Origin of the sequence: Citrobacter gillenii, from assembly GCF_013337685.1 — a bacterium.
Classification (GTDB): Bacteria; Pseudomonadota; Gammaproteobacteria; order Enterobacterales; family Enterobacteriaceae; genus Citrobacter; species Citrobacter gillenii.
On sequence record NZ_SUQN01000002.1, the window covers coordinates 599,048 to 612,780 of the forward strand.

The 13,733-nt window shown below is 53.0% G+C and carries 10 protein-coding genes; 4 read left to right on the top strand and 6 right to left on the bottom strand.

Annotated elements, in window-relative coordinates; genetic code table 11:
• Positions 1–41: 41 nt before the first annotated feature.
• Positions 42–1,628, bottom strand: a complete 1,587-nt coding sequence (locus tag FCH32_RS06600; RefSeq protein ID WP_117341678.1) for a phosphoethanolamine transferase — start codon at positions 1,626–1,628, stop codon at positions 42–44.
• A gap of 277 nt (positions 1,629–1,905) precedes the next feature.
• Positions 1,906–2,034: a manganase accumulation protein MntS gene (mntS, locus tag FCH32_RS06605; RefSeq protein ID WP_096757748.1), complete on the bottom strand. Its 129-nt coding sequence runs from the start codon at positions 2,032–2,034 to the stop codon at positions 1,906–1,908.
• 186 nt (positions 2,035–2,220) lie between these two features.
• On the opposite strand from mntS, the gene mntR reads away from it, so the two are divergent.
• Together mntR and FCH32_RS06615 are read left to right on the top strand one after the other, a co-directional pair.
• Entirely contained in the window at positions 2,221–2,694 is a 474-nt protein-coding gene (gene mntR / locus FCH32_RS06610; RefSeq protein WP_096757747.1) for a manganese-binding transcriptional regulator MntR, read from the top strand.
• The gene (locus FCH32_RS06615) at positions 2,691–3,800 is read left to right on the top strand and encodes an anion transporter (RefSeq protein ID WP_174360669.1); all 1,110 of its coding nucleotides are present in this window, start codon (positions 2,691–2,693) and stop codon (positions 3,798–3,800) included. The genes mntR and FCH32_RS06615 overlap by 4 nt, the downstream gene beginning before the upstream one ends.
• A gap of 90 nt (positions 3,801–3,890) precedes the next feature.
• Here FCH32_RS06615 and ldtB read toward each other — a convergent pair whose 3' ends face one another.
• Positions 3,891–4,811 (bottom strand): L,D-transpeptidase, encoded by a 921-nt coding sequence (gene ldtB / locus FCH32_RS06620; protein ID WP_115258985.1) that lies wholly within the window; start codon positions 4,809–4,811, stop codon positions 3,891–3,893.
• Positions 4,812–5,036: 225 nt separating this feature from the next.
• Between ldtB and FCH32_RS06625 the strand changes: the two genes are divergently transcribed.
• On the top strand, positions 5,037–6,629 hold the full coding sequence (locus tag FCH32_RS06625) for an ABC-F family ATPase (protein WP_115258984.1): 1,593 nt from the start codon (positions 5,037–5,039) through the stop codon (positions 6,627–6,629).
• Positions 6,630–6,773: 144 nt separating this feature from the next.
• Here FCH32_RS06625 and FCH32_RS06630 read toward each other — a convergent pair whose 3' ends face one another.
• Complete coding sequence (locus tag FCH32_RS06630; RefSeq protein ID WP_174360670.1) at positions 6,774–8,036, bottom strand: DUF1479 domain-containing protein; 1,263 nt, start codon at positions 8,034–8,036, stop codon at positions 6,774–6,776.
• Between the two features lie 273 nt (positions 8,037–8,309).
• On the opposite strand from FCH32_RS06630, the gene FCH32_RS06635 reads away from it, so the two are divergent.
• The gene (locus tag FCH32_RS06635; protein WP_174360671.1) at positions 8,310–10,241 is read left to right on the top strand and encodes a M48 family metalloprotease; all 1,932 of its coding nucleotides are present in this window, start codon (positions 8,310–8,312) and stop codon (positions 10,239–10,241) included.
• Between the two features lie 39 nt (positions 10,242–10,280).
• Here FCH32_RS06635 and FCH32_RS06640 read toward each other — a convergent pair whose 3' ends face one another.
• Together FCH32_RS06640 and FCH32_RS06645 are read right to left on the bottom strand one after the other, a co-directional pair.
• The gene (locus FCH32_RS06640) at positions 10,281–11,096 is read right to left on the bottom strand and encodes a Cof-type HAD-IIB family hydrolase (RefSeq protein WP_117341682.1); all 816 of its coding nucleotides are present in this window, start codon (positions 11,094–11,096) and stop codon (positions 10,281–10,283) included.
• A 200-nt stretch (positions 11,097–11,296) separates the two neighbouring features.
• Positions 11,297–13,729, bottom strand: a complete 2,433-nt coding sequence (locus tag FCH32_RS06645; RefSeq protein WP_117341683.1) for a formate C-acetyltransferase/glycerol dehydratase family glycyl radical enzyme — start codon at positions 13,727–13,729, stop codon at positions 11,297–11,299.
• Positions 13,730–13,733 lie beyond the last annotated feature (4 nt).

Consider the following 13,733-nt stretch of genomic DNA (forward strand, 5'->3'; position numbering starts at 1 on the left):
CGCCTCTAGGGGCGGATTTTTTTTGTCTGTGATTTGCACGGTTAGCGTGATTTGGTCTCGAAGATATCGGTACCAAGATGGTTGTAGTCCACCTTCTGTAATTTAAAGTTGGTGATATACACCGGTCCGGCCTTTTTCTCCGAGATAAAGCGGTAGCGGTTGGTAATTTCTTTCGCGCTGATCCCAGTCCACTGTGAGAAAAAGCTCAGGAAGTCATTCGCGGAACGACGGGCTTTAATCACTCGGTGTGCTTTATCGTCGCTGGATATCACCATAAACGGCACCTGGAAATTCTGCTGGAACTGATCGTCGTGTGCCAAATACTGCACTTCTTTACCGCGTTCTTTAAAGGCGAGCCCATGATCGGAGAAGTAAACCATCGAGAAGCTGTCGCCGCTGTTATGCAGCTGATCGTAGAGCTGGCGCAGCAGGTCGTCGGTCTGCTTCATGGTGTACAGATAACACGATGTCTCTCTCGACTGAACGAAGGTCTCGTATTTTCCCTGGGTACGATCGCAGGCCTGCGGATGCGAACCCATCAAGTGCAGCACGATGAGCTGGGGTTGAGTTCGCTCCGTTTCTAACACCTGAGCAGTCATCTTCAACAGCGCTTCATCGCGGGTGTTCTTATCGGCTTCGAAGTCACCGTTTTTCAGGAAATGAACTTCGTCAGCGCGTTTGGCGATACTGGCGATTGCCGTATCGTATTCACCGATCTGTCCCTGGTTAGAGAACCACCATGTCTGGAATCCGGCGCGGTTGGCGAGGGTGACAAAGTTATCCTGGAACTGCGGCTTATCATCGACCACCCGATTCAGCGTTAAGCCAAGTGATTTCTGCGTTGATCCGCTGGCCGCGATGTAATCTGCAAAAATATAGCCGTTAACGCTGCTGGCAAACGGTGTGTTGTCCCAGTGGCCGCCGAACGCGCCTAGCGCATCGCGACGGGCGCTTTCACCAATCACCACGACATAGGTGTGGTACTTAGGTTTCACCGCCGTCACAGTCCAGGTGTCTTTAACGCTCGCCAGCTTTGCCATGCGGTCTTGTTCATCAAGAACCTCGTAATTATTGACGATAACGTCCTTGGCAAAGCGAAACACCGGATAGCCGGTATCTTTTAATTTGAAGACGCCGCCCCAGGCGAGGTTTTGCACCGGCGTCACAAAAAACGCCACGATGCTGACCAGCAAACACAGACTGTCGAATTTGTTCCAGCGGCGTTGCGTCGCGACTTTTTTACGCCGTACAGCGAGCACGCCGAGGGCAAAGATAAACACGCCAACCAGGTAGTTGTACCAGGGGAAGATGGTCAGGATTTCGGTGGACTCTTCCATGTTGGTCGAGTGCAGCGCCAGCAGGGTATTGAAGTTGGGCGAGCCGTAAGCCTGACCAAATGGAAAATACATTGCTGCAATCAGTGAACAAATGCCGATCAGCGTTTTTTGCGTGCGCGGTGCATATTGCCACAACAGCAGCAGTATGCAGGTAAAGGCGACGCTATAAAGCAGGCTAAGCGGGTAGCCCAGTGCGAGGTTGATCAGCAGAGACTGTAAGAAATAAAAGCCAGTCCACGGGCTTAGCACCCGGCTACGAGCAATAAGCGAATCTTTGAGGGTTAAATTCATATGCCACTGTTGCAAAAACGCCATGTGCTTACCCTGGCGCAAAGGGTCATTGCCTGCCTGAGAGAGCGAGAAGAGGGATGAGGTCCGCATCTGCGAGCCGCAATATACGCAGGGCTGCGAAAAGATAGAGTGTGTACGGGAGAAGGTCAACTACTACAAAGAAAATGTTTTGCGAAGGGGATGGCAAAACGGACAAAAAGAAGGGTTATTGGGAGACAAACTGACCACCGTATCGAGGAGACGGCAGGAAAAAGAAGCGGCGTACCGCGACGCCGCATTATTTTCCGGAAGGTTTATCCTGCTCCGGTTTGCCGTTGATCATGTCGCACAGCATCGCGATCAGCATTAACCGTACTTTAAAGGGAGAGTGACTAAACACGCGCATACACCTCTTGAATTCATTCATATGAACCTCCTGACTTCACATTCCCATCAGTCCTTGAGGGATGTCTTTATTATATACAGATATAGCACAGGCTATATTATATAGCTATTGCTAAAACGTTAAATTTTTGTGCCCAAGCAACTCTGGTTTACAATGGCCGCTCTCTAATCAGATGCTGTTAACGCGTCACAGGAACGAGGAAGCAGAATGAGTCGTCGCGCAGGTATGCCAACAACAAAAAAAGTGACGCAATTGGTGAATGTTGAGGAACATGTTGAAGGGTTTCGTCAGGTCAGGGAGGCACACCGACGTGAACTGATCGATGATTACGTGGAGCTGATTTCCGATCTCATTATTGAGGTGGGAGAAGCGCGTCAGGTGGATATGGCCGCCCGGCTTGGCGTTTCCCAGCCCACCGTTGCTAAGATGCTCAAGCGTCTTGCTTCTGTGGGGTTGATTGAAATGATCCCATGGCGCGGGGTGTTCTTAACCGCAGAAGGCGAGAAGTTGGCGCAGGAGAGTCGCGAGCGTCATCAGATCGTCGAAAATTTCTTGCTAATGTTAGGCATCAGCCCGGAAATCGCCCGCCGCGATGCGGAAGGGATGGAACACCACGTGAGCAAGGAAACGCTGGAGGCGTTTAGCCGGTTTACCCAACAGCAAGGCACCGACTCTGAATGAGTTTTCCTTTATTACGCGCATTGCAGCGCGATCGTTTTTTCCAGCTACTCATTATTACCGGGTGTGTACTGAGTCTGTTCGCGCCGTTTGCGCCCCGGAACTGGCCGGGGGCCATTGACTGGCACACGATTATTACGCTCGCAGGGCTGATGCTTCTGACCAAAGGTGTGGAGCTAAGCGGTTATTTTGATGTGCTAGGCCGCAAGATGACCCGCCGCTTTAAAACAGAACGTCAGCTGGCGATATTTATGGTGCTGGCGGCGGCGTTACTGTCGACGTTTCTTACCAACGATGTTGCCCTGTTTATTGTGGTTCCGCTCACCATCACCCTGAAAAAACTGTGCGCGATCCCGGTGAATCGTCTGATTATTTTTGAGGCACTGGCGGTCAACGCTGGATCGCTGCTGACGCCGATCGGTAATCCGCAGAACATCCTGATGTGGGGGCGATCCGGGCTGTCATTTACCGCGTTTACCTGGCAAATGGCGCCGCTCGCCGGTGCGATGATGCTAACGCTGGTGGCGCTGTGCTGGTTTAGTTTTCCGCGTAAAGCGTTGCACTATCATACCGGCACGTCTGCACCTGACTGGCAACCCCGACTGGTGTGGAGTTGCCTGGCATTGTATCTGGTCTTTTTAACGACGCTGGAACTCAAGCTTGAGCTTTGGGGGCTAGGGATTGTCGCTGCAGGCTTTATGGTGCTGGCTCGCCGTGTGATCTTAAGTGTGGACTGGACGCTGCTGCTGGTGTTTATGGCGATGTTTATCGATGTGCATCTGTTGACACAGTTACCTGTACTCGGGGGCATTTCGGGCCACGTTGGTACGCTTTCGCAACCCGGTCTATGGTTGACGGCAATCGGCCTGTCGCAATTTATCAGTAATGTGCCCAGCACTATTTTGCTGCTGAACTACGTCCCGCCAACGGTATTGCTGGCTTGGGCGGTCAATATTGGTGGTTTTGGACTGTTACCGGGATCGCTGGCGAACCTTATTGCCTTACGTATGGCAAACGATCGACGTATCTGGTGGCGTTTTCATTGGTATTCTGTGCCGATGCTGATCTGGGCGGCGCTGGTGGGATATGGTTTGCTGCAGATGATGTGAGGATTATGCCCGATGGCGCTAGCGCTTATCGGGCCTACTTAATCTGTAGGCCGGATAAGGCGACAGCCGCCATCCGGCATTTTTTGATGCTTAGTTCAGACGAACCGGCATACCAGAACGGTTCTGGACTGCCTGCTCAACGACGGCTTGGTCGACATCCGGCTGAGCGGTGATGCTCTTAATGCTCTTGGTCAGCGTAATCGGTACGATTTCCCCGCCTTCGAACTGTTCTTCGGTAGTAGACAGTGGGTTATGCACCTCAATGTAGCGACTGCCGTCTGGCTCGGTCGTCGCTTTTACCGGTTCATCGATAAACTGGACGCGCGTGCCGACTGGAACGTTTTCAAACAGGAACTTGATATCTTCATTACGCAGACGCACGCAGCCGTGGCTGACGCGTAAGCCAACACCGAAGTTCGCGTTGGTCCCGTGGATGGCATACAGGCGACCGATATACAGCGCGTACAGACCCATCGGGTTATCCGGACCGGCCGGAACAACGGCTGGCAGCGGTTCGCCCGCAGCGCGGTATTCTGCGTGCATCTTGGCGGTTGGCGTCCAGGTCGGACCGGCTTTCTTACGTTCAACTTTGGTGGTCCAGTTAACCGGCGTGTCTTTACCTAACTGGCCGATACCAATCGGTAAAACGATCACGGTGTTGGTGCCTTTCGGGTAGTAGTACAGACGCATTTCAGCGCTGTTGATAACAATACCTTCATGCACGGTATCCGGCAGGATCAGCTGCTGAGGAATGTTCAGCACGGTGCCGCCCTTCGGCAGGAAGGTATCCACGCCCGGGTTGGCTTCCAGCATGTTGGACAGACCCATCTGGTATTCAGCCGCATAGTACTCCAGCGGTTGGGTGTTGCCTTCAGGAATGGTGATGACTTGGTTCTGGCCAATCAAACGGCTACCATCGGTAGGCAGCGGGTACGTGACGGCTGAGGCAGTGTTACAAAAACCAACTACTGCGAGCGCCGCCGCGAAAAGCGTTGTCAATTTCATATTCATTTTTGCGAGATTCTGAAGCCAAGCAGGCTAGTGGGTTGAGATTTATGTAGTGTTGGGCACGCATTATATGTGCATTCGGAGCAACAAGGAATTCGGATGTGTACTAAATCACATTTTTTTCCCTTTGCTTTCACTTTAACCCTCACGCACGAGAGGCGCGATCTTATTCCAGACTTATGGCATAATAAGCGGTTCGTCACATATTTCTTCTTTCAGGATACGCCAGTGTTAGTTTCCAGCAACGTCACCATGCAGTTCGGCAGTAAGCCGCTGTTTGAAAATATTTCCGTCAAATTTGGCGGCGGCAACCGTTACGGCCTGATTGGCGCCAACGGTAGCGGTAAATCCACTTTTATGAAAATTCTCGGCGGCGACCTCGAACCGACGCTGGGTAACGTTTCCCTCGATCCGAACGAACGCATTGGTAAGCTGCGTCAGGATCAGTTCGCTTTTGAAGAGTTCACCGTTCTGGACACCGTTATTATGGGTCACGCTGAACTGTGGGAAGTGAAACAGGAACGTGACCGTATCTATGCGCTGCCGGAAATGAGCGAAGAAGACGGCTACAAAGTTGCCGATCTTGAAGTTAAATACGGCGAGATGGATGGCTATTCGGCGGAGTCTCGCGCCGGTGAACTGCTGCTGGGCGTCGGTATTCCGGTAGAACAGCATTACGGCCCGATGAGCGAAGTGGCACCAGGCTGGAAGCTGCGTGTGCTGCTGGCGCAGGCGCTGTTCTCTAACCCGGACATCCTGCTGCTCGATGAACCGACCAACAACCTGGACATTGATACCATTCGTTGGCTGGAGCAGACGCTGAACGAGCGTGACAGCACCATGATCATCATTTCGCACGACCGTCACTTCCTGAACATGGTCTGTACGCATATGGCGGATCTGGACTACGGCGAGCTGCGTGTTTATCCGGGTAACTATGATGAATACATGACGGCAGCAACCCAGGCACGTGAGCGTCTGTTGGCCGATAACGCCAAGAAAAAAGCGCAAATTGCCGATCTGCAATCCTTCGTCAGCCGCTTTAGCGCCAACGCTTCGAAATCTCGTCAGGCGACTTCTCGTGCGCGTCAGATTGATAAAATCAAGCTCGACGAAGTGAAAGCATCCAGCCGTCAGAACCCGTTTATCCGTTTCGAACAGGATAAGAAACTGTTCCGTAACGCGCTGGAAGTCGAAGCACTGACCAAAGGTTTTGATAACGGCCCGCTGTTTAAAAACTTCAATCTGCTGTTGGAAGTGGGCGAAAAGGTTGCCATCATCGGGGCTAACGGCGTGGGTAAATCGACCATGCTGAAAGTGCTGGTCGGCGACATGGAGCCGGATAATGGCACCGTTAAGTGGTCTGAGAATGCGCAAATCGGCTACTACGCGCAGGATCACGAATATGAGTTCGAAAACGATATGACCGTTTTCGAATGGATGAGCCAGTGGAAACAAGAAGGCGATGACGAGCAGGTTGTTCGCAGCTTCCTTGGTCGTCTGCTGTTCAGCCAGGACGATATCAAAAAGCCTGCTAAAGTGCTGTCCGGTGGTGAAAAAGGGCGCATGCTGTTCGGTAAGCTGATGATGCAGAAACCGAATATTCTGGTGATGGATGAACCTACCAACCACCTGGATATGGAATCTATCGAATCGCTGAACATGGCGCTGGAAATGTATCAGGGCACGCTGATCTTTGTTTCTCACGACCGCGAATTCGTCAGCTCGCTGGCCACCCGCGTGATTGAGATTACGCCGGAACGCGTGATCGACTTCACTGGTAACTACGAAGACTATCTGCGTAGCAAAGGCGTCGAATAATTTTATCCGTCGTCTTTCGCGTTACAGGTGTGTTGGCTGCACCTGTAAATCCTCGGTCACTTACTTATGTAAGCTCCGGGGACTTACAGGCTGGCCGCCTTCCTGTAACGCGAAATACTTAGGAAAAAGGGTGTAAGTTACAAATTAAATAATCCCCAGCGCGCGCTTACCGTGGATATTCAAATCCCCCAGGGTAAAGCGTCCTTCCCAGTTTGTTTCATAGTCTTCACGCGGGAAATCCCCCGGTGAGGCACCTTTCTCCAGCGCGGCCTTCACCTTGTGGGCATAGGCGAGATTTTTTTCGCACATTGGTGCGGCGGGAATATACATCACGTTGCCCCAGCCTTGTTGGTTCTCCACCGGCGCAACGGCGTGGATCACATCACAATGCCACCATACGGAATCGCCGGCTTCCAGTTGCGGAATGCTGGTTAACGCCTCGATGAGTAAGGGATGCCATTGCGCTGAAACCGGCAGCACTCTTCCTGGCGCGACGCCGCACAGTTCATCTTCCGGAACATCATCCAGCAGTGGGCGTAACAGCACATAAGCCATCGCTTCAGGAATGGGAACCACATGTAGCAACCCCTGGCCCGGTAACATATCGGAAAGCGCCGTCCAGCCCTGGAAGGTGCGAAACACCGAACATTTGGTGGTGTTATCGACCGTATACTCTTCGACGTCAGTGCGATGCGCCGCCTGCCACGGATCGTACTCAGCTACATTACCGTTAAAGACTGAGGCAAAAACGCGCTGATACGCCGGGAGCAGCCAGCGCTCCAGCGCGCCGGAATCCGTATGTGCGCCCAGCCCTTTAGAGGTGGTTCCCGGCGGACGGCGGCGAATACGATCAGGATAGATGACGCTAACATCCGGGTTAAACCACTGTTTACCTTCGCTTTCAAAGGTCCACAGACGATTGAGAAACGACTGTACGCTAGCCATCTCTTCACTCTGGCGGGCCTGCATTTGTGCCTGCGACCAGTAAATCGGGTAGATTTCAGGACGTGATGCGCTCAGGGTGCCAAAGAAGTTGTCTCCCGGCCCTTTGTAGACTTCGTCAAAGCGGTTGCGGTCGAGATAGTCGAGCATTGAGCTATCCCAGCCCAGGGCCCGTTCACGAGGGAAATGACCTTTAATGACCGCACACCCACGACGTTTAATCATTTCGCGCTGCTCTGCGGTGACGGTGCCCGCCTGAATATCGGAGTATGACAGTACCGGCCAGACAGCGTCACTCTGTGCTTTAAGCGCGTTGATCTCCGCCACACGGGTGGCGATGGTCTCGCTAAGCTGGCTGAAGATCTGCTGGACGTCGCCAAGCTGCGCCCGCAGTTCCTGCTTCATCTGACGGATTGCTGCTTTGTGATCGGCAGGCAACGTGTCGCTGGTAAAAGTAAGAGCCATAACCACCTCGCATGAACTTTCATTCGAAACTAAATTTGATTGCAAATGATAATATAAGTTAAAAATTAGTTAATGCAAGTTTAAAGTTTGTGAGGTGTTGCGACGAAGGGCTGCGATCGTTTTGCCTGAAAAATTCTGAATTTGGCTGGGGCGGATAAAAACGTTTACCTGTAATAAGTTGGGCTATCTATACTTCTCTCCTCAACGGTATCCCGCCAATTCAAAGACCAGAACCACGTGGGTGCTCCAGGTCGAATACAAGGACTTTGTTCAATGGAAAGAAAAGGAACACTTCATCTCTTTGCCGTTCCGACTGGCATCCTGATTTATGCGCTATGGCAGTGCTGGCGAGCCGGCTATTTTAATGATGGCAACGCAGAGGCGGTGCTGCGGCTGATGCTGGCCCTACTGGCGATAACGCTTGCCGGTGCGGCTTTACTTATTGTGGGGGCGGCTGTAGGGCTATGTACAACCAGCGCCCGCGCTTCGCGCCATTCCCAGAGCAGCCTTATTCGCACATTTACGCGTTGCCGTCGGCTGTTGCCCTTTATGATGGCCGCGGAGATTGTCGCTTGTGGTCTGGCGGTTATTGCTCTGGCGTTGTCAGAGATTATCTGGATTGCATCTCATATCGGTGGGGAGGGTGGTTTCAAACTCGCGGTGATTATCCTGATGACCATCGGCGCTATTGTCTGGATGTTATTCAAAAGTTTGTCCTCGATCAGACGATGTTTCGCTCTCTTCCAACCCGACGATACGGAGATTTGCGGGGTGAATGTCACCGCCGCGAATAACCCGGCGCTCTGGCAATGGATAGGTGATATCACCCGGCGCGCGGAACTGACGGTGCCCGATAATATCGTGGTTGGATTTTTTGACGGCTTCTTTGCCACCGCCAATGCCGTTCAAATTGAAGAGGGCAAGCGGCTAACGGGTAATACGCTCTACTTGCCGTTAACGTATATGGCATTGCTGGATGAAGCGGAAGCGGCTGCGGTGATTGGCCATGAGCTGGGACATTTTACCGGCGAGGATACGCAGTACAGCCTGCGTTTTGTTCCTCTGTATGCCGGGATGCAAAACAGTCTTGAGCAGATGGCGAACAGCTCGCAGGGATTTTCGTGGCTTGATCGCATCGTACTGCGCCCGTCGCTGGATATGGGGTTATGGTTTTTGCAGACCTTCCATGAAACGGTCAGTGACTGGAGTCGGCTCCGGGAGTATGCGGCCGATGAGACAGGTGCAAAGGTGTCTTCTCCTGCGGCGTTCGCGTCGGCGTTACTGCGTATATCGGCGCTGGAAGTACCGGTATCTCAATTTTTTGCCGCGATTTTTCGTGGGCGTGAAGCCAGCGCGAACTGGCTTGCCTACCTGGTTGCTGAACTGCAGGGGGGCGGGCAGTTTGCGCTGCATAATAGTATCAATAATGAAATTGCGCATCCGATGGACAGTCATCCGACGACGCGCGATCGCATTGCATCGCTGGGGGTGGCACTGGATGACGAGCTTCTGGCGCGGGCAGCGCGCCCGGTTGTCGAGGGTGACAACCCTTTTTTTCGCCGGTTATTCCCCGACGCAGATGCCCTGTGTACATCGCTTTCACGCATGATGTCGGCAAACGTTACCTCACAACGGGAGAATTATCGTCAGGCTCTTGAAGCTGAAGCTCAACAGGCAACGGATTCGGTCGCGCTATGGATGAGTGCGAAACCGGCGTGGTACATGATGGCTGCAGGTCTTTTTCTGCTGCTGGGGGGCGTGGCTCTGGTGGTGTTCAAGACGGTTAGCGTCTGGTGCTGGTTGATCCCCTTCGGCGGAATTGCCTTTGGGCTGTTGGGCATTATCACCTTACGACGAACGCGACAGCCGCTGCTGGTGCTGATGCAGGACGCGATCGCCAGCCCGTGGTTGCCTCAGCCGCTACCGCTAAAAAATATTGCCGACTATAACCTGACGATTATTTCCAGTTCGATGACGATTGAATTCTTCATGGACGATGATTATCAACCGAATCTCACCACCAAACGGTTTATGCAGGTTATTCGCTTTAACCCGCGAAAACATGCGGTTGCAATCGTGGTGGCCGGCGATGTGTTACGCCAGCAGGAAAATGGAAAGGTTAAGCTGGATGCGCAAGCGCTGCTGACGCTTATCGGGCAATACATTGTTTCTGCCCACGCTCGCGCTGAGCTGGAGGATTTCTGATGGGGATGTAAAACCCGGAGTACGGACTCCGGGTTTATGTCAGCCGTTAAACGGTGAGGTGTTGTCGAGTACGGCCTGAATCACGTTCAGTGCGCCCTGATGATTGTTGTCATCGGTCTGGTAGCGGGCAATTGCTTTAATGCTGTCGGCGGCATTAGCCATGGCAAAGGAATAGTGTGCCATTTTCAGCATTTCCGCATCGTTGCCGCTATCACCAATGGCAACTACATTCTGCGGTGACAGGTTCCAGCGTTTAAGCAGGCGGCTGATACCGTTGGCTTTATGTAAACCTGGGATTATCAGATCGATAAAGCCAAACCCGCTGGTCACCGGCTTCATGATACCGTCGAGGGCTGTATGCAAATGGTCAATAACCAACGGGATTTGCCCATCAGGTAAATTCAGTGAGAACTTGAACAGCACATCATCGATGTCCTGAAAGTCCTTAACCGGTTTCAGGCGATGGTAGTGTTTTGACATCAGCGCCACAAATGCCTCCGGGGCATTTTCGCTGATGTAGGCGCTTTGCAGTCCGCAGGCGACAAAATTCAGCTGCTTATCCTTCAATAACTCGCCGATGACAATACGGGATTCGTGGCGGGTAAGTTCACCATGAAAAAGTTGTTTGCCGTGTTCATACACCAGCGCGCCGTTCTCTGCGACAAAAGAGATTTCGTCTTTGAGTTCAGGGAAAAAGGAGATCAACTGGTAATACTGGTTGCCGCTGGCCACGACAAATTCAATATCTCGTTTTTTCAATTGCTGATACTGCGCCATAAATCGCTGGCGATCGTACTGCTTGGCATCGTCGAGAAAAGTACCGTCCATGTCGGTGACGATAACGTTGATGGTCATATATGCTCCTGGCTTTCACTGCAACCAGAAACATTCTAATAACAATGTGACCTGTGGCACAAATTTAATTTCGAATGAAAGTTTCCCCGTCGCCTATTACAGCACAGTTGTAGGCCGGATAAGCGTCAGCGCCATCCGGCATTGAGGCGGTATCGCTGCCGGATAGCGACGCAAAAACATCTTATCCGGCCTACGGGAAATTACAGCATATGCTCTGTTCGGGCGATGATATCGTCCTGCGCATCCGGAGACAGGGCAGTGAAGAAGGCGGAGTAGCCAGCTACACGCACCACCAGGTCACGGTACTGATCTGGGTGTTTTTTCGCTTCCAGCAGCGTTTCACGAGAGACAATGTTGTACTGAATATGCCAGCCTTTGTGCTCTTCAAAGAAGGTACGCAGCAGGATCATTAACTTTTGCTTATCGGATTCATTTTCCAGTGTAGCCGGATTCAGCTTCTGGTTTAACAGCACCCCGCCGAGGATCGCGCCGGTCGGCAACTTGCCCACTGAGCCAATCACCGCCGTTGGACCGAGATGGTCGGTACCGGAGGCCGGGCTGGCGCCTTCTGCCAGTGGGGTATGCGCTTTACGGCCATCCGGCGTTGCCATTGTTGCCGCGCCAAACGGTACGTTTGCCGAGATGGAGGAAGTTCCGGCGTAATAGTTACCACCGATCGGACCGCGACCGTAACGCGGATTATGATATTGCTTCAGTTCGTCGATATAGGTCTGGTAAGCGCGGGCCAGCAGGGTGTCGACGCTGTCATCATCGTTACCGTACTTCGGTGCGCCGTTGATCAGACGCTGGCGTAATTGTTCATGCGTGAGGCCTGCAAAGTCATCTGCCAGGGCTGCCGCCAGCTGCTGCTGACCGATAACACCCTGATCGAAGACCAGCTTTTTCACGGCAGCCAGACCGTTGCCAAGGTTAGCAATCCCGACCTGCAAACCGGATACCCAGTCATATTTTGCGCCGCCCTGTTTAATGCTCTTCGCCCGCTCAATGCAATCATCCACCAGCGCAGAGCACAGGATGTCGTGGACGTTTTCTTCCAGCATGGTATCAACCACATACTCAATCTCGATGGATTTACGCGTGTAGTAGCGGATCTGAGTATCCCAGGCGGTCATCACCTCGTCGAAGTTGTGGAAGTTACCCGCAGAGAGCGCCTTTTCCTGCGGCAGGAACACCTTACCGCTGGTGGCATCGCGACCACCTTCCAGCGCGGCCAGCATCACACGGGCAAAGTTAATAAAGCTCATGCCGGTGCAGCGGTAACCCCATTTCCCGCCCACGGCGGTTTCGATGCAGCCAATGGCTGCGTAGTCGTAGGCATCCTGCGGCTCAATACCCAGCTTAATGAATTCCGGGATAACAATTTCATCGTTGTTAAACGCCGGCATGCCAAAGCCGCAGCGAATGACCTGCACGCAGGCATCAAGGAAATCGTTACTCATCCCGGCGTGATAACGCACGCTGAGATTCGGCTGGGTTGAACGCAGACGACCGCAGGACTCCAGAATGGCATAGGAGAGCGGATTGACCGCGTCCATTGGCTGGCCGTTGACCAGATTCTGACCACCGATAGTGACGTTTTGATACAGCGGGCTGCCCGCGGATGCTTTCGAGTGGGAGCCGGAGCGGATTTTGTTCACTTCCAGCAGCTTCAACCAGCAGCTGTGCAGCAGCTCAATGGCGTGCTCGCGGTCCAGCGTCTGGTTCAGCTCCACGTCGCGACGATAGAACGGGTAGAGATACTGGTCCATGCGGCCAAACGACACCGAGTGACCGTTCGATTCGATTTGCAGGATAAGCTGGATGAAATAGCACAGTTGCAGTGCCTGCCAGAAGGTTTTTGGCGGTTCGTGGGCGATGACATCGCAGTTTTCTGCCATTGCCAGCAGCTCATCGCGACGGCTTTCACGGGTTTCAGTTGCTGCCATTTTACGTGCCAGGCTGGCGAAACGTTCGATATGCAGGCTGACGGCATCCAGTACGATATCAATGGCTTTCAGGAACTGATCGCCATGGAGATCGTCCAGGCAGGTCAGGTTAATGCGCGAACGACGCTCGTCGACTTTATGACGCAGACCATCAAGGCCTTTTTCCAGCAGCAGCGGAAAGTTCACTGCCAGGTGCGCATCGCCGGAAGTCATGTTGCCTTCGGCTTTGATGATGCCGGTTTCCAGCAGGCCTTTTTGTTCGTCGGTAAACATGCCGTAGCAGCGATCCTGTACGGTCTGACCGCGCCACCATGGGCAGATTTCATGCAGTACGTGCTTGTTCTCTTCGCTGACCGCAAAGCCGGCTCCTGGCCGGTCGGCCAAATCGTCGATCTCTTTTTCAATCCACGATACGGTGTATTCCGGGAAGATTGGTGCGGCGCGGACTTCGCTTGCCTGATTACCGATAATCAACTCGTCATGTTTGATCCAGATAGTCCGTTCCGCCAGATGATGCGCCAGCGCCAGCGCACGGCGTACCGGGATCGGTTTGTCCAGATGCTGCTGATACATCTCGGTATAGTGCTGGGCGCGCTCGGTACACACCGGCGGCTTCACAATGTGGATCAGGGCTGTTTTGTGTGCGTTGATGCGGTCGCTGAGTGTATCCAGTTTCAGTGTGGTCATGGCG

Bases quoted from the DNA above. Each gene is read 5' to 3' on its own strand.
- FCH32_RS06600 (WP_117341678.1), bottom strand. From the start codon at position 1,628: ATGAATTTAACCCTCAAAGATTCGCTTATTGCTCGTAGCCGGGTGCTA.
- mntS (WP_096757748.1), bottom strand. From the start codon at position 2,034: ATGAATGAATTCAAGAGGTGTATGCGCGTGTTTAGTCACTCTCCCTTT.
- mntR (WP_096757747.1), top strand. From the start codon at position 2,221: ATGAGTCGTCGCGCAGGTATGCCAACAACAAAAAAAGTGACGCAATTG.
- FCH32_RS06615 (WP_174360669.1), top strand. From the start codon at position 2,691: ATGAGTTTTCCTTTATTACGCGCATTGCAGCGCGATCGTTTTTTCCAG.
- ldtB (WP_115258985.1), bottom strand. From the start codon at position 4,811: ATGAATATGAAATTGACAACGCTTTTCGCGGCGGCGCTCGCAGTAGTT.
- FCH32_RS06630 (WP_174360670.1), bottom strand. From the start codon at position 8,036: ATGGCTCTTACTTTTACCAGCGACACGTTGCCTGCCGATCACAAAGCA.
- FCH32_RS06635 (WP_174360671.1), top strand. From the start codon at position 8,310: ATGGAAAGAAAAGGAACACTTCATCTCTTTGCCGTTCCGACTGGCATC.
- FCH32_RS06640 (WP_117341682.1), bottom strand. From the start codon at position 11,096: ATGACCATCAACGTTATCGTCACCGACATGGACGGTACTTTTCTCGAC.
- FCH32_RS06645 (WP_117341683.1), bottom strand. From the start codon at position 13,729: ATGACCACACTGAAACTGGATACACTCAGCGACCGCATCAACGCACAC.